Origin of the sequence: Oerskovia flava (assembly GCF_026163685.1) — a bacterium.
In the GTDB taxonomy this organism is placed as follows: Bacteria; Actinomycetota; Actinomycetes; order Actinomycetales; family Cellulomonadaceae; genus Oerskovia_A; species Oerskovia_A flava.
Genome location: NZ_JAOXSR010000003.1, coordinates 298,772 through 313,870 on the forward strand (window position 1 = coordinate 298,772; position 15,099 = coordinate 313,870).

Genomic DNA, 15,099 nt, shown 5'->3' on the forward strand with positions numbered 1-15,099 from the left:
TGCTCCCGACGGCGACCGAGCCGGCTACCCGCCGGAGAACGGCGGCAGGACGTCGACCGTCTGGTCGTCGTCCAGCGTGACGTCCGGGTCCGCGGTGCGGACGCCCTCGACGAGGACCGAGCAGCGCGGCAGCACGTCGGTGAGCGCGGGATGACGCGACGTCATCGCGGTGAACAGCTCCCCGACCGTCGCGCCCGGCACGGTCTCGGACGGCATCCCGGCGGCCTCGGCTGCCCCGGCGAAGTAGCGGACCTGCGGCACGTCAGAGGACCTCGGGGCCGTGGTCGAGCGGGCCCGTCCCCGAGGAGCCCTGCTGCTCCGACTGCCCTGGCTGCGCCGGCCAGGCGAGCGCGAGCTCGGTGGCGCGGTCCATGACGTCCTCGACCGGATGGTCCGCGCCCTCCCCGGCGGCCATCCCGGCGACGTACCCGGCGATGAACGTCGTCAGGGGGGCGGCGGGCCGCTCGATCGCGTGCGCGGCGTCCCGCGCGAGATCGAGGATCGCGGCCATGTCGACGACGCCCCGGTCGAGGCCGAACTCCTCGACCAGCGCGTCCACCCAGCGTTCGAGGTTGCTCATGCGGTGCCTCCCGACTCCCTGTGCGTGGGTCGTTCGTACGTGTGGGCATCCTCCCACGTGTCGATGTCGGTGCTCAGCCCTGCGGCGTCCTCGACCTCCCGCAGGTCGAGCCCGGCGACGAGCCGCCGGACCGGTGCGCCGTGCACCGAGCCCTGCGCCGACAGCTCCTGCACACGCCGTTCGAGGGAGGTGCGCCGGTAGAGGCCGACGAGCCACTGCGCCCGACCCGCGTGGACCAGGTGCACCCCGTCGCACGGGGAGTCAGCAGCGGGGCCGGTCGAGAGGTCGGTGGAGACGGCCGCCAGCAGCAGCGGGACACCCTCCGCGGCCCGGGGCACGTCGCAGGCGAGAAGCAGGACCCAGCCGGGCGCGTCGTCGGGCAGGGGAGGGGTCCGCAGGGCGGCCAGGCCCGCGGCGGTGCCGGCGACCGGCCCGCCGAACGGCGGGTCCTCGCGGGTGAGCCGGTACGCGTCGGAGGCGAGCTCCGGCGGCCCGACGACGGCCGTCACCCGCGCCTCGTCGGTCGCGGTCAGCACGTGGTCGAGCAGGCGGGCACCTGCCACGACGAGCTGCGGCTTGGACGTGCCGAGCCGTGCGGCACGACCCCCGGCGAGCACGACGGCATCGAAGGTCGGTCCCGACGCCCGGTTCTTCATCCCTGTCGGGTCCAGTCGCCGGACTTGCCGCCCGTCTTCGCCTGGAGCCGGACGTCCGTCAGCTCGACCGACTTGTCGAGGCCCTTGACCATGTCGACGACCGCGAGTCCCGCGACCGCGACCGCGGTGAGGGCCTCCATCTCGACGCCCGTGCGGTCCGCGGTGCGGACGGTCGCGGTGACGTCCACGCCGTGGTCGGTGATCTCGAGGTCGACGACCGCGCCGTGCACCCCGATGACATGGGCGAGCGGCAGGAGCTCCGCCGTCCGCTTGGCGCCCGCGATACCGGCGATCCGCGCCACGGCGAGCACGTCGCCCTTCGGCACGTCGCCCGAGCGCAGCGCCGCCACGACGTCCGGGCCACAGCGGACCGTGCCGGTCGCGGTCGCGGACCGGACCGTGGGTTGCTTCGTGGTGACGTCGACCATGCGGGCGTGCCCGCGCTCGTCGAGGTGGGTGAACCGTCCGCTCTCGCTCATACGATCACCATGACACGGGCGCTCATGCGATCACCATGACACGGACGGTGTCACCGGGACGGACCTCGTCCACGTCGGCCCCCACGACGGCGACCGCGTCCGCGCGCGCGAGCGACGAGACCAGGTGCGAGCCCGAGCCGCCACCCGGCTTGCGGACGGCGGCGGGCACGACCTGCCCCTGCGGCGTGTGCACGACCGGCACGAACTGCTCGCGGCCCGGCGGCGACCGCCAGCCCTCCGCGGCCACGCGCTCGACGAGCGGTCGGGCAGGGTCCGCCAGTCCGCGCAGCCGACCGATCGCGGGCCGGACGAACGCCTCGAAGGACACGAACGCGGCGACCGGGTTGCCGGGCACCGCGATCCACGGCACCCCGCGCCAGCGGGCGAGGGCCTGCGGCTTGCCGGGCTGCATGCCGACGGCGACGAGCTGCACGTCGCTCACCGCGTCGTCGCCGCCGAGGAGGACCTCCTTGACGACGTCGAACGCCCCGGCGCTCACCCCGCCGGAAGTGACGAGGAGATCGGCGTCGCGGGCCGCGGCCTCCAGCGCGGCGTACAGCGCGTCCGGGGTGTCGGGCACCGCGCCGACCCGGTCGACGACCGCGCCCGCGTCCCGGGCGCACGCCGCCAGGAGGAACGAGTTGGAGTCGGGGATCTGGCCGGGCCCTGGATCGTCGGGCCGCGTCCCGTCGCCCGTGCCCGCTGTTCGGGCCGGTACGAGCTCGCTGCCGGTGGACAGGACGACGACGCGCGGTGCGCGGTGCACCGGCAGGTCGCCGTGGCCGATCGACGCCGCGGCGGACACGAGCCGCGGGGTGAGCACGGCGCCCGCGCGAGCGATGAGGTCTCCGGGCTCGACGTCCTCGCCGCGCCGGCGGATGTGCGTGCGGCCGAGGGCGTGGACCGCGACGGTGCGCTCGCGGGTGGTGGCGCCCGCGACGAACCGTCGGGTCGACGTCCGCTCCACGGGCACGACGGCGTCGCACCCGTCGGGCACCGGCGCGCCCGTCATGATGCGCGCGGCCTGGCCGGGACCGAGGCGGAACACCCCGGCGGGCGCGGGCGACTCCGGCGCCGCGGCGAGGTCGGCGACCACGTCGAGCCTGACGGGGCGCTCGGGCGTGGCGTGCGCGACGTCGTCGGCCCGCACCGCGTACCCGTCCATCGCGGACGCGTCGAACGGCGGGACCGCGAGGCGGGCGTGCAGGTCCTCCGCCAGGACCGCGCCGAGCGCGTCGTCGAGCGGCACCCGCACACCGGGCAGCGGCTCGACGAGCCCGAGCGTCCGCTCGAGGTGCGCGGCGACGCTGAGCGGCTCGGGCAACGACTCGGCTCCGGACATGGCACGACGGTAGCGAAGGGGCGGGCGCGGGAGGTGCGGCGTCCCGGAGCGTGACCGGTGCAGGCGGGCTCCCGCTGCCCGGAGCGGAACCGCTCGCCTCGCGTGCGCTCCTCTGCCACGGTGGGGGGATGGCGCAGGTCGGTACGGTCGCGGTGCTCTCGGACGTGCACGGGGTGCTGCCCGTCCTCGACGCGGTGCTGGCGACCACGGAGGTGCGAGCCGCCGAGTTCGTCGTCGTCACCGGCGACCACTGCTCCGGACCGCAGCCGCGCGAGGTCCTCGACCGGCTGCGCAACCTGGGGGACCGCGTCGTGCTGGTCAGGGGGAACGCCGACCGCGAGCTGGTCGCCGTCGCGCGCGGGGCCGAGATCGACGTCCCCGACCCGATCGTGCCGTGGGCCGCGTCGCAGCTGCGACCCGTGGACGTCGAGGTCCTCGATGCGCTGCCGCACCCGGTGGAGCTCTCGGTGCGAGGGTTCGGTCCCGTGGTGTTCTGCCACGGCACCCCGCGCGACGACGAGGAGGTCGTCCTCGTCGACACCCGGATCGACCGGTGGGTCGAAGCGTTCGCGGGTCTGCGTGACGAGGTCCGGACCGTCGTCTGCGGGCACACGCACATGCCGTTCGTGCGGCTCGTCGACCGGCGGCTCGTCGTCAACCCCGGCAGCATCGGCATGCCGTACGGGCGACCCGGCGGGTCGTTCGCGATCCTGCGCGACGGGGCCGTGGGGTTGCACCACGTGGACGTCGACGTCGCCGCGGTGAGTCGTGAGATCGTCGAGGCCTGCGACTACCCGGACGTCCAGGAGTGGGTCGAGCAGTTCGTGGCGTCCCGTGCGAGCGACGCCGAGGCGCTGCACGTCTTCGGTCCGCGCGACGGGCGCTGACGGGCGGTAGTCTCGCCTCACCTGGCGTCCCACGGCCCCGACGTCCGCGCCCTCCGGAGGCCTCGTGCTCGATCTGCTCGTCCTCGGTGTCCTCGGGATGAATCTCTACGCGCTGTTGCTCGTGGTGCTGCGCGCCCCGCTGTACGGCACGGTCGTCTACCGGCCCATGCTGCTCAACATCGGGCTGTCGATCGCGCCCGTCCTCGTCCTCGGTGTGTTCGTCGTCGCCGACCTCGCGCTCGTCGCGGGCGGTGCGCCCCCGTGGATCACGGTGACGGTCGCCGTCGTCGGGGCCCTCGTGTGGCTGCTCCTCCTGCCCAACGCGGGATACCTCGTCACCGAGCTCAACCTCAGCCACCGCAAGGACGGGGAACGGGTCCCGCTCTGGTACGACATCGTGCTCGTGCTCACCCTCGCGATGTCGGGTGTGCTCAACACCGTCGTCAACGTCCTGCTCGTGCAGGTCCTGTACGCGGTGGTGCGCTTCCCCGACGACACGGACCCCTTCGCCCGGCCCGCGTCCTGGCTCGTCGCGTTCGCGATCCTGCTGCTCGTGACCGCCGGGATCTACCTCGGGCGGTACGTGCGCTTCAACAGCTGGGACCTGCTGCACCCGCTGCAGTTCGTACGCAAGCTCGTCCGTCACCTTCGCGAGCGGGGTGCGGTCGTGGACGCCCTGCTCTTCTGCCTGCTGCACACCGTGTTCCTCACGCTCATGTACGTCGTGGTCATCGGTACGGTGGTGCGCGCGATCATGGTCGCCGCCTCGTAGCAGGCGCCGGGACCAGGGCCGGCACCCGGGGGCTCGCCCCGCCCGCGTGCGAGCGGCCGCCGGCGGAGAGACGCTGCAGGGGACGGACGACGAGCCGTCGTCGAATCGCCGACCGAAGGACACCAGTGGCCCAGCCCGACACCGGCGGGACCGTCCGCCGCACGCGGCCGATCGTCTCGCTGGTCATCCCCACCCATGACGACGACGTCGCGCTGCGACGATGCCTGACGTCCGTGGCGGCGCAGGACCGGCCCCCGGACGAGGTCCTCGTCGTCGACCACGCCTCGCACGACGGCACGAACGCCGTCGCGCGGGCCTTCGGCGCGCGGGTTGTCCACGAACCGCGCGAAGGGACGTGGCCCGCCGCCGCGACGGGCTACGACTGCTCGACGGGCGACATCATCACCCGGTGCGATGCCGACGCGGTGCTCCCCGGCGGCTGGGTCCGTCGTGTCCTGGACGCCTTCGAGACCGAGCCCCGCACGACGGCGGTCACCGGACCGGGCCGCGGCGGTGTCGACCTCTTCGGGTTCGCCGTCGCCATGCGACGGTCCGCGTGGCTCGAGGTCCGCGGCGGCTCCGACGCGCAGGCAGAGCTGTACGACGACGACGACCTCAGCTTCCGGCTCGGCGTCGCCGGCCGGATCAGTCATGACGCCGGCCTGCAGGCCGGCCCCGCGGTCGGTGCGCTCCGTTCGCGAGCGCACGGCACCACCACCACGATGGGACGGCGTCCAGCAGCGGCGCACAGCACGCCGGCCCCACAGCCGGCAGCGAACGGATCTCGAGCGAGACCAGGCAGGCGCGACATGACGGTGAACGACACGACGACCGGCGACACGGCGACCGACGACCCGACGAGCGGCACGCGGGGGGTGCACCTGCCCGTGCCGCGGGCACGGGGGCCGGTGAGCACGACGCTGCTCCAGGTCCTGGCGGGTCCGGCGGACTCGACGTCCGTCTCGCCCCTGCGCGACGCGGTCGAGCAGGCGCTCGGCGCCGACCCCACGGCGTCGCTGTGCCGCGACGAGGACCTCCAGCTCACCCTGACGTGCCTCTACGAGCTGCACTACCGGGGAGTGGAGGGGGCCGACGAGCGGTGGGAGTGGTCCCCGGAGCTCCTGGGCGTGCGAGCGTCGATCGAGGTGGCGTTCGAGGCGGCGCTGCGCCGGGAGGTCGAGGTCTCGGTGCCCGACACCTCCGACGCCGAAGGCATGGCGCGGCACCTGTTCGCGCTCGCGGCGGCCGACGACGGCCCCAGCCTCGCCAAGCACGTGGCCCGCCGGGCCGACGACGACCAGCTGCGGGAGGTGCTCGCGCTCAAGTCCGTGTACCAGCTCAAGGAGGCGGACCCGCACTCGTGGGCGATCCCACGGCTGGCCGGCGCGCCGAAGGCCGCGCTCGTGGAGATCCAGACCGACGAGTACGGCGGCGGCCGTGCGGGCCGGATGCACGCCGAGCTGTTCGCGGGGAGCATGCGAGGCATGGGCCTGGACGACTCCTACGGCGCGTACCTCGACCTGGTGCCGGTGGAGGTGCTCACCGCGGTCAACGCGATGTCGATGTTCGGGCTGCACCGCCGGCTCCGGGGCGCGATCGTCGGGCACCTCGCGGCCTTCGAGATGACGTCGTCCCTGCCGAGCAGGCTCTACGGGAACGGGTTCCGGCGGCTCGGGCACGACGAGGACACGACCCGGTACTTCGACGAGCACGTCGAGGCGGACGCGGTGCACGAGCAGATCGCCGGCCGCGACCTCGCGGGCCGTCTCGCCGAGACCGAGCCGGGCCTGGTGGACGACATCGTCTTCGGCGCCGCCGCGTGCCTGCTGCTCGAGGGACGGGTCGCCGGGCAGGCACTCGAGAGCTGGGGCCGCGGCGAGAGCGCCCTGCGCGCGCCGCTGGCGGCCGCATGAGCACCGGGGCGGAGCCGGACGTCGTCATCACGGCGTGCCCGGACGGTCCGCTCCTCGTCCGGGGTGACGTCGAGATCCGCGACGCCGAGGGCGTCCCGGTGCCGCGGCGTCGGGCGACCGTGGCGCTGTGCCGCTGCGGCGGCACCGCGATCCCGCCGTGGTGCGACGGCACGCACAAGGTGAACGGCTACACCTCGGGCACCTGAGCGTCTCGCCGTCAGCCGTCGTCGCCCTCCGCGGCGAGGGCGAACGCGCTCTGCCCGAGCGAGACCAGCTCGGCGGGGTTGGCGAGCGCGGCCACGTCGTCGGACGCGAGCTGGACGACCACGACGGTGCGGGCGCCGTCGGCGTCCTCACCGAGCCACGACCCGGTCAGGACGCCGGGCGAGCTGCCGCCCTTGAAGGCGAGGTAGGGCCAGTCCTCCTGGTCGACCTCGATGCCGGGGTTCTCGGAGAGCACCGCCCGCAGCGGTGCGCCGTGGGCGGTCTCGGCCGTCTCCTGCAGCCAGACGTGCGCGGCGCACACGTCGGCCGGGGTCGCGAACCAGTCGACGCCGTCCTGCCAGACCGGCTGCGTGATCGCGGCGACGTCGACGTCGAGCTCGCCGTCCGGCAGCGCGGCCAGGAGGTCGCGGCGCTCGTCCGTGCCCGCTGCCGCCCACCGCTCCCGGGCGTCGGCGTCGCCCCAGCCGAGGCGGAAGAGGTCGCGGGTCGTGGGGAAAGGGGTGTTGCGGTCCGGGTCGGACGCGCCCATCTCGACCTGCGCCGCCTCGACGGCCTCGCGTCCGACGGTCTGCACGAGCAGGTCCGTCGCGGTGTTGTCGCTGATCGAGATCATCAGGGTCGCGGCCTCCTCGACGGTGACCGTCGTGCCGGACGGCTCGTCCTGGAGGGTGCCGGACGGCAGCGAGCGCACGTCGTCGGTGAGCTCGAGCTCGTCGTCCCAGGCCAGGCCGCCGGCCTCGACGGCGAGCGCGACCGCGCCCAGGACGTAGAGCTTCGCGACCGAGGCGAGCGGGAGGGCCTCGTCGGCACCCTCCGACCCGCCGGGCGCACCCTCGACGGGCACGCACTCCCCGTCGTCGACCCGCGCCACGAGCACGGCGCTCGTCGCGCCGAGCCCGTCGACCCGTTCGCCGAGCTCGTCCCACGTCGAGGCGGCGGGCCGGTCGGGGTCGACGCCGGGGCCGAAGAACAGGGTCTCGACGAGCCCGTCGGCGTCGAGCCCGACCTGCATCGCCATGAACTGCCCGCTGGTACCGACGAGTGTCACCTCGGCGGCGTCGGTCGCGTCGGCGGGGGTCACGGCGACCACGGTCCACGGCCGGTCGCCCTGGAGCTGCGTGAAGATCGGGGTGAGCTGCTCGGCCGGGACCTGCGCGAGGAACGACCCCGCGAAGCGCTCGGTGATCTCGTCCGTCGTGGGCGGGTCCTCACCGTCGAGGACGTCGACGACCCACCCGGCGGCCTCCCCGACGGGCGAGTCGGGAAGGCCGACCGCCTCGGGGGCCGCGCTCGCCGACGTCGTCGGCGCGGGGGAGGGCTCCGGCGCCTCCTCACCGCCCGAGCACCCGGCGACCACGAGCGCCGCGGTCGCGGCGACGGCCGTGGCGTGGAGCGCGGCGCGAGAGGGACGGGTACCTGAACGGGGGCCGGGTCGGGTCACCCGACCACCCTAGGCGCGTGCGCTCTCAGACCGCCCGGGAGGCGAAGCGCGTGACGGCGCGCTGGGCGCCGCGGCTCGCGAACCGGCGGGCGACGACCGCCGCGGCGGCGGTGACGGCGGCGAACGTCACCGCGGCGGCGATCCCCACCTCCGGGTCGTCCAGGTCCTTCGGGGCGTCGTGTCCGCTCGCGCGCCGCCACACCTCGGTGACGATCTTCTGCGCCACCCACCCGGCCGCGAACGTCAGCGCGACGGTGCCGACCTTGACGGCGAGGGACTGGTCGTTGTCTTCCACGAAATGATCCTCCAGCGGGTGTCTCGTGCACGTGGCGAGCGACGTCGGTCGTGCCCGACGTCGCACCTCACACCGTAGTCCGCGACGGCCCCACGGTGCGCGTCACGCGTCGGTGTAGGCTCGGGGTGAACGACAGGGGAGCTCCGATCCGCCCGCGCACGACGTGCGGTCGAACGGGAGCTGAGAGTGCGGACCACCGCAGACCCTCGAACCTGATCCGGTTAGCACCGGTGGAGGAAGTCGGGAATCTCTATCCTCGCCCGCGGTGCACCGTCCGCGTGCGCGGACCCCTCCTGAACGTCCTGGGAGGACACATGCACACGGCTCGTCGCCGCACCGTCACCACGCGCGTGACCGCGCTCACCGGGGTCCTCGGGCTCCTCACCCTCACCGCCTGCTCGGGCGGGTCCGAGGCTGGGGGCGACCCGACGCCGTCGGGCACCGGAGCAGAGGCCGGGGGCACGGTCACCCTCGTCACGCACGACTCGTTCGCCGTGAGCGACGAGGTCCTGGCCGCGTTCGAGGCCGAGAGCGGGCTCACCGTCGAGCAGATCGCCCCCGGCGACGGCGGCGCGCTCGTCAACCAGCTCGTCCTCACCAAGGACTCCCCGCTCGGCGACCTCGTCTTCGGGATCGACAACACGTTCGCGACGCGCGCGATCGACGAGGGTGTGCTCGCGCCCGCCTCCCCGGAGGGGGTGTCCGCCTCGGCCGCGCAGTACGGCGTCGGCGACGGTGAGCTCACCGCGATCGACCTGGGCGACGTGTGCATCAACGTCGACCACACGTGGTTCGCCGCCGAGGGCATCGAGGAGCCGGTGACGCTCGAGGACCTCACGAAGCCCGAGTACGAGGACCTGCTCGTCGTGACCAACCCTGCGACGTCGTCGCCGGGCCTCGCGTTCCTCCTCGCGACCGTGGGGGCGTTCGGCGAGGACGGCTGGGAGGAATACTGGGCGCAGCTCGTCGACAACGGCGTGAAGGTCGCCGACGGGTGGTCGGACGCCTACTACGTCGACTTCTCCGGTGTCGAGGGTGGGCCTCGCCCGCTCGTGCTGTCGTACTCGACGTCACCGGCCTTCACCGTCACCGAGGACGGCAACGAGTCCACGACCGGCGCGCTGCTGGACACCTGCTTCCGCCAGGTGGAGTACGCGGGCGTCCTCGCCGGCGCCAAGAACCCCGAGGGCGCGCAGCAGCTGCTCGACTTCCTCCTCACCGAGGAGTTCCAGGCCGACATCCCGGGCAGCATGTACATGTACCCGGCGGACGCCGACGTGGCGCTCCCCGAGGGCTGGGCCGAGTTCGCGCCGCTCGCCGACGAGCCGATCGACGTCGCACCCGACGACATCACGGCCCACCGTGACGAGTGGATCACCGCGTGGACGGCCACGGTCATCGGTTGAGCCCCACCGCGCCCCGCCGGAGGCGCGTCCCGGTCCGCGCGCTGGCGTGGGCCGGGGCCGTCGCGGTACCCCTGGCGTTCCTCGGGCTGTTCTTCGCCTGGCCCGTCGCGACGCTCGTGGCCCGCGGGTTCGTCGCGGACGGGGCGCTCGACCTGTCGGGCTTCGCGGAGGTCTTCAGCACACCCCGCACGTGGCGGATCATCGGCCTGACGCTGTGGCAGGCGACCCTCGGCACCGCGCTGTCCGTGCTGCTCGGCATCCCCGGGGCGTACGTGCTGTACCGGTGCCGGTTCCCCGGGCAGCGGTTCTGGCGGGCGTTCGTCACGGTGCCGTTCGTGCTGCCGACCGTCGTGGTCGGGGTCGCGTTCCGGTCGCTGCTCGTCGAGGGCGGTCCGCTCGGCTTCCTCGGGCTCGACGAGTCGTTCGCCGCGATCGTCCTCGCGCTCGTGTTCTTCAACTACTCGGTCGTGGTGCGCACGGTCGGCGGGCTGTGGGAACGTCTCGACCCGCGCGCCGAGGAGGCCGCACGCGCCCTCGGCGCGACGCCGTGGCGCGCGTTCCGGACCGTCACGCTGCCCGCGCTCGGGCCGGCCGTGGCGTCCGCGGCGTCGCTCGTGTTCCTCTTCTGCGCGACGGCGTTCGGCGTGGTCCTCGTCCTCGGCGGCATCCGCTACGGCACCATCGAGACCGAGATCTGGATCCAGACCACCCAGTTCCTCGACCTGCGGACCGCGGCCGTGCTGTCCGTCGTCCAGCTCGTCGTGGTCGCCGGTGCGCTCACCGTCGCCAACCGGGCCCGTACCCGGCGCGAGCGGGCGCTCAACCTGTCGTCGGCCGAGCGCTCGGCACGCCCCCTGCGGCCGTTCGGTGCGGACGCGCTCCCGCTCGCCGTCACCGTCGTCGTGGTCGGCGGGCTCATCGCCCTGCCGATCGGCAACCTGCTCGTGCGGTCCCTGCGCACGCCCGCGGGGTGGAGCCTCGACAACTACCGCAACCTCGGGACCACCGGCGGACGCAACGCGCTGTCCGTGACGGTGTGGGAGGCCGCCGGGAACTCGCTGCGGACCGCAGCCGTCGCGACGGTCCTCGCGATCGTCGTCGGCGGCCTCGTCGCGCTGGTCGTCTCGCGACGGCCGCGGGCTCGGGCCGGGCGGCGGGCCATCACGCTCCTCGACTCGGTCTTTATGCTGCCGCTCGGTGTGTCCGCCGTGACCGTCGGCTTCGGGTTCCTCATCACGCTCGACCGGCCGCTCGGGATCGACTGGGACCTGCGCACCTCCGGCCTCCTCGTCCCGATCGCGCAGGCCGTCGTCGCGGTCCCGCTCGTCGTGCGCACCGTGCTGCCCGTGCTGCGGGCGATCGACCCGCGCCTGCGCGAGGCCGCCGCGACGCTCGGCGCCTCGCCGGGGCGTGTCCTCGCGACGGTCGACGGCCCGCTCGCCGTGCGGTCCCTCGGTCTGGCGGTCGGCTTCGCGTTCGCCGTGTCCCTGGGGGAGTTCGGGGCGACGTCGTTCCTCGCTCGCCCCGACACCGCGACCCTGCCGGTCGTCATCTTCCGGCTCATCGGCCGCCCGGGCGTCGAGAACTACGGCATGGCACTGGCGGCGAGCGTGGTGCTCGCCGCCCTCACCGCAACCGTCATGCTGCTCGCCGAGCGGCTGCGCGGCGACCGCCCCGGCGGGGCAGGAGAGTTCTGATGGCAGAGCGGGAAGCGACCCGAGGGCTGGCGGTGCGCGACGTCGTCGTGCGCTACGGCGGGACCGGTCGGCGGGGGCGGAACACCGGGACCACGGCCGTGGACGGCGTGAGCCTCGAGGTCGCGGCCGGCGAGGTGCTCGCACTGCTCGGACCGAGCGGCTGCGGCAAGTCCAGCCTGCTGCGCGCCGTCGCCGGGCTCGAGCCGCTCGCGGCCGGCAGCATCACGTTCGCCGGTCGTGACCTCGCGGGTGTGCCCGTGCACCGGCGAGGCTTCGGTCTGATGTTCCAGGAGGGCCAGCTCTTCCCGCACCGGGACGTCGCGGGCAACGTCGCCTACGGCCTGCAGACGGCGGGTGCCCCGCGCGCGCAGCAGGCGAGCCGGGTGCAGGAGCTGCTGGACGTCGTCGGCCTCGCGGGGTACGGGTCGCGTGCCATCGCGACGTTGTCCGGCGGGGAGCGCCAGCGCGTCGCCCTGGCCCGGTCGTTGGCGCCGCACCCGCGGCTGCTCCTGCTCGACGAGCCGCTGTCCGCGCTCGACCGCGGCCTGCGCGAGCGGCTGGCGACCGACGTGCGCGCGGCGCTCACCGCGACCGGCACGACCGCCCTGTTCGTCACGCACGACCACGACGAGGCGTTCACCGTCGCGGACCGGGTCGCCGTCATGGATGCCGGGCGGCTGCTGCAGGTCGCGGCGCCCGAGGACCTGTGGCGTGCACCGGCGTCGCGCAGGGTCGCCGAGTTCCTCGGCTACCAGGCGTTCGTCCCGTCCGGGGTGGCAGGGACGCCGGTGGCGCCGGAGAGCGACGGCGACGTGCTCGCGATCGGGCCGCAGGGCCTGCGCGTGCAGGACCGCGCCGAGGACCGGTCGGAGGGCCGCGCCGAGACGGGTGGGCCGTCGCCCTGGGCGCGCGGCGTCGTCGTCAGCAGCGTCTTCCGCCGGGGCGCGACCGAGGTCACCGTGGACACCGATCTCCCCGGCGCGGGGGAGCGACGGGTGGTCGCGCTCGCCACCACGCTGCCCGACGGCGGCTGGCAGCCGGGCGCGCACGTCGCGCTCGCGCTCGACCCGGCAGGGTGCACCCGCGTGCCGTCGTGAGCGGCACCGGGCCGCTGGAGCCTCGGACGGCGAGCGGCGTGCGACCGGGCTAGCGTCGAAGGATGAGCCAACAGACCGAGGCACACGACAACAAGGCCGCCAAGATCCTGTACCGGCCCTTCGGGCTCGCGAGCTCGATCGTCGGCGGGCTCGTCGCGGGCGCCGTCTTCAAGCAGGTGTACAAGAAGGTCAGCCCCACGGAGCACGACAAGGCCCCTGGCCCCCTCGCCTCCGAGTACGGCGTGCGCGAGCTCCTCGTCGCCTCCCTCGTCCAGGGCGCGATCTACGCCGCCGTCAAGGCCCTCATCGACCGCGGCGGTGCACGTGCGTTCCAGAAGTGGACCGGGGAGTGGCCGGGCGACTGACGTCGCTGCGCGACCCACCCCTCGCCCCACCGTCCCACCCAACCCGGCGCCGAACACGAGGTTGGTGTCGCTTTGCAGCGGATAACGACACCAACCTCGTGTTCGGCGGCGAGGAAGTTCGTGTTCGGGGGTGGGGCGGCGGAGGTGGGGCGGTGAGGAAGGTCGTGGTCAGGCGCGCTGGGAGCGGTAGAAGCGGATGAGGGCCTGGGTGGACGGGTCCTGGGAGGCGAGGGCGTCCTCGTCACCGGCGACGGCCGGGGCGATCTCGACAGCGAGCTTCTTGCCGAGCTCGACGCCCCACTGGTCGAAGCTGTCGATGCCCCACACGACGCCCTGGACGAACGTGATGTGCTCGTAGAGCGCGATGAGCTGTCCGAGCACGGACGGGGTGAGCGCCGGGGCGAGGATCGACGTCGTGGGGCGGTTGCCCGAGAACACGCGAGCGGGGACGACGGCCTCGTCGGTGCCCTCGGCGCGGACCTCCTCGGCGGTCTTGCCGAACGCCAGCGCCTTGGTCTGCGCGAAGAAGTTCGCGAGGAACAGGCCGTGCACGTCGACCGGCTCGCCCGACGGGTCGGCCGCGGTGTCCTGCAAGGGGTGCGCGGGGTTCGCGACCGCGATGAAGTCGGCCGGCACGAGCCGCGTCCCCTGGTGGATAAGCTGGTAGAACGCGTGCTGCCCGTTGGTGCCGGGCTCGCCCCAGAACACCTCGCCGGTCTGCGTCGTCACGGGGGAGCCGTCCCAGCGCACCGACTTGCCGTTCGACTCCATGGTCAGCTGCTGCAGGTACGCGGGGAAGCGGTGCAGGTACTGGGCGTAGGGCAGCACCGCGTGGGTGTGCGCGTCGAGGAAGTTGACGTACCAGACGTTGAGGAGCCCCATGAGCACGGGGACGTTGCGCTCGAACGGCGTGGTGCGCACGTGCTGGTCGACGGCGTGGAAACCGGCGAGGAGCTCGGCGAACCGGGCGGGGCCGATCGCGATGGCGAGCGACGCGCCGATCGCGGAGTCCACCGAGTAGCGGCCGCCGACCCAGTCCCAGAACCCGAACGCGTTCGCGGGGTCGATGCCGAACGCGGCGACCTTGTCGAGCGCGGTCGACACGGCGACGAAGTGCTTCGACACCGCGCCGCGCCGCGCCTCGTCGGTGTCCTCGAGAGCGCCGGCCGCCGCGAGCTCCGTCCACAGCCAGTCGCGGGCGAGGCGTGCGTTCGTCAGGGTCTCGAGCGTCCCGAACGTCTTCGACGCGACGATGAACAGCGTCGTCGTCGGGTCGAGGCCCGCGGTCTTCTCCGCGACGTCGGTGGGGTCGATGTTCGACACGAACCGGACCTCGAGGTCCTCGGCGACGTACGGCTTGAGGGCCTCGTACGCCATGACCGGGCCGAGGTCGGAGCCGCCGATGCCGATGTTGACGACCGTGCGCACGCGTTCGCCCGTCACACCCGTCCACTCGCCCGAGCGCACCTTCTCGGCGAAGGCGTAGACCTTGGCGAGCTCGGTGTGCACGTCCTGGTCGACGTCCTGCCCGTCGACGACAAGTGCCGGGGTGGCGCCGGCCGGGCGGCGCAGCGCGGTGTGCAGGACGGCGCGGTCCTCGGTGACGTTGATGTGGTCGCCACGGAACATCGCCTCGAGCCGTCCGCCGAGGTCGACCTCCTCGGCCAGGCGCACCAGCAGGGCGAGGGTCTCGTCGGTGACGAGGTTCTTCGACAGGTCGACGTGGAGGTCGGCGGCGTCGTGCGTGAGTCGCTCCGCCCGGGCCGGGTCGGCGGCGAACCAGCCGCGCAGGTCAGGGGTGAAGGCGTCGCGGTGACCGGTCAGCTCCGCCCAGGCACTCGTGGTGGTCGCGTCGATCGGTGCGGTGGGTCGGGCGGTGGGGTCCGTGCTCACTGTGGCCTCGCTGGTTCGTCGGCTGGTTCGTCGGCTGGGTCGCCGGACAGG

The 15,099-nt window shown here is 73.9% G+C and carries 16 protein-coding genes and 1 riboswitch; of the genes, 8 read left to right on the forward strand and 8 right to left on the reverse strand.

Annotated elements, in window-relative coordinates; translation table 11 throughout:
* Nucleotides 1-24: 24 nt before the first annotated feature.
* From OHL10_RS08240 to OHL10_RS08260, 5 genes are read right to left on the reverse strand one after another with little or no spacing between them, the layout of a single operon-like run.
* Nucleotides 25-261, reverse strand: a complete 237-nt coding sequence (locus tag OHL10_RS08240) for a MoaD/ThiS family protein (RefSeq protein ID WP_265521712.1) — start codon at nucleotides 259-261, stop codon at nucleotides 25-27.
* A gap of 1 nt (nucleotide 262) precedes the next feature.
* Complete coding sequence (locus tag OHL10_RS08245) at nucleotides 263-580, reverse strand: DUF6457 domain-containing protein (RefSeq protein WP_265521713.1); 318 nt, start codon at nucleotides 578-580, stop codon at nucleotides 263-265.
* Nucleotides 577-1,236, reverse strand: a complete 660-nt coding sequence (gene mobA, locus OHL10_RS08250; protein WP_265521714.1) for a molybdenum cofactor guanylyltransferase — start codon at nucleotides 1,234-1,236, stop codon at nucleotides 577-579. The genes OHL10_RS08245 and mobA overlap by 4 nt, the downstream gene beginning before the upstream one ends.
* The gene (gene moaC / locus OHL10_RS08255) at nucleotides 1,233-1,715 is read right to left on the reverse strand and encodes a cyclic pyranopterin monophosphate synthase MoaC (protein WP_265521715.1); all 483 of its coding nucleotides are present in this window, start codon (nucleotides 1,713-1,715) and stop codon (nucleotides 1,233-1,235) included. The genes mobA and moaC overlap by 4 nt, the downstream gene beginning before the upstream one ends.
* A 22-nt stretch (nucleotides 1,716-1,737) precedes the next feature.
* Complete coding sequence (locus OHL10_RS08260; RefSeq protein ID WP_265521716.1) at nucleotides 1,738-3,057, reverse strand: molybdopterin molybdotransferase MoeA; 1,320 nt, start codon at nucleotides 3,055-3,057, stop codon at nucleotides 1,738-1,740.
* A gap of 128 nt (nucleotides 3,058-3,185) precedes the next feature.
* On the opposite strand from OHL10_RS08260, the gene OHL10_RS08265 reads away from it, so the two are divergent.
* The 4 genes from OHL10_RS08265 to OHL10_RS08285 all read left to right on the forward strand — a co-directional run bounded on the left by OHL10_RS08265 (nucleotide 3,186) and on the right by OHL10_RS08285 (nucleotide 6,835).
* Complete coding sequence (locus OHL10_RS08265; RefSeq protein WP_265521717.1) at nucleotides 3,186-3,944, forward strand: metallophosphoesterase family protein; 759 nt, start codon at nucleotides 3,186-3,188, stop codon at nucleotides 3,942-3,944.
* Nucleotides 3,945-4,008: 64 nt separating this feature from the next.
* Entirely contained in the window at nucleotides 4,009-4,716 is a 708-nt protein-coding gene (locus OHL10_RS08270; RefSeq protein ID WP_265521718.1) for a DUF1361 domain-containing protein, read from the forward strand.
* A 125-nt stretch (nucleotides 4,717-4,841) separates the two neighbouring features.
* Complete coding sequence (locus tag OHL10_RS18630; RefSeq protein WP_322645532.1) at nucleotides 4,842-6,629, forward strand: iron-containing redox enzyme family protein; 1,788 nt, start codon at nucleotides 4,842-4,844, stop codon at nucleotides 6,627-6,629.
* Nucleotides 6,626-6,835, forward strand: a complete 210-nt coding sequence (locus OHL10_RS08285; protein WP_265521719.1) for a CDGSH iron-sulfur domain-containing protein — start codon at nucleotides 6,626-6,628, stop codon at nucleotides 6,833-6,835. The genes OHL10_RS18630 and OHL10_RS08285 overlap by 4 nt, the downstream gene beginning before the upstream one ends.
* Before the next feature lie 11 nt (nucleotides 6,836-6,846).
* Here OHL10_RS08285 and OHL10_RS08290 read toward each other — a convergent pair whose 3' ends face one another.
* Together OHL10_RS08290 and OHL10_RS08295 are read right to left on the reverse strand one after the other, a co-directional pair.
* Nucleotides 6,847-8,295, reverse strand: coding sequence for a serine hydrolase (locus OHL10_RS08290; protein ID WP_265521720.1), 1,449 nt, complete (start codon nucleotides 8,293-8,295; stop codon nucleotides 6,847-6,849).
* A gap of 25 nt (nucleotides 8,296-8,320) precedes the next feature.
* The gene (locus OHL10_RS08295) at nucleotides 8,321-8,590 is read right to left on the reverse strand and encodes a DUF4235 domain-containing protein (protein WP_265521721.1); all 270 of its coding nucleotides are present in this window, start codon (nucleotides 8,588-8,590) and stop codon (nucleotides 8,321-8,323) included.
* Nucleotides 8,591-8,714: 124 nt separating this feature from the next.
* Nucleotides 8,715-8,846: riboswitch (TPP riboswitch) on the forward strand.
* 58 nt (nucleotides 8,847-8,904) lie between these two features.
* Between OHL10_RS08295 and OHL10_RS08300 the strand changes: the two genes are divergently transcribed.
* From OHL10_RS08300 to OHL10_RS08315, 4 genes are all read left to right on the forward strand, one after another.
* The gene (locus OHL10_RS08300; RefSeq protein ID WP_265521722.1) at nucleotides 8,905-9,996 is read left to right on the forward strand and encodes a thiamine ABC transporter substrate-binding protein; all 1,092 of its coding nucleotides are present in this window, start codon (nucleotides 8,905-8,907) and stop codon (nucleotides 9,994-9,996) included.
* Nucleotides 9,993-11,693, forward strand: coding sequence for an ABC transporter permease (locus OHL10_RS08305; RefSeq protein ID WP_265521723.1), 1,701 nt, complete (start codon nucleotides 9,993-9,995; stop codon nucleotides 11,691-11,693). The genes OHL10_RS08300 and OHL10_RS08305 overlap by 4 nt, the downstream gene beginning before the upstream one ends.
* A complete protein-coding gene (locus OHL10_RS08310) occupies nucleotides 11,693-12,790 on the forward strand; it encodes an ABC transporter ATP-binding protein (RefSeq protein WP_265521724.1) in 1,098 nt (365 codons plus the stop codon). The genes OHL10_RS08305 and OHL10_RS08310 overlap by 1 nt, the downstream gene beginning before the upstream one ends.
* A gap of 62 nt (nucleotides 12,791-12,852) precedes the next feature.
* Nucleotides 12,853-13,155 carry a DUF4235 domain-containing protein gene (locus OHL10_RS08315; RefSeq protein ID WP_265521725.1) on the forward strand — a complete coding sequence of 101 codons (303 nt, stop codon included), beginning with the start codon at nucleotides 12,853-12,855 and terminating at the stop codon, nucleotides 13,153-13,155.
* Nucleotides 13,156-13,323: 168 nt separating this feature from the next.
* Here OHL10_RS08315 and pgi read toward each other — a convergent pair whose 3' ends face one another.
* Nucleotides 13,324-15,048 (reverse strand): glucose-6-phosphate isomerase, encoded by a 1,725-nt coding sequence (pgi, locus tag OHL10_RS08320; RefSeq protein ID WP_265521726.1) that lies wholly within the window; start codon nucleotides 15,046-15,048, stop codon nucleotides 13,324-13,326.
* Nucleotides 15,049-15,099 lie beyond the last annotated feature (51 nt).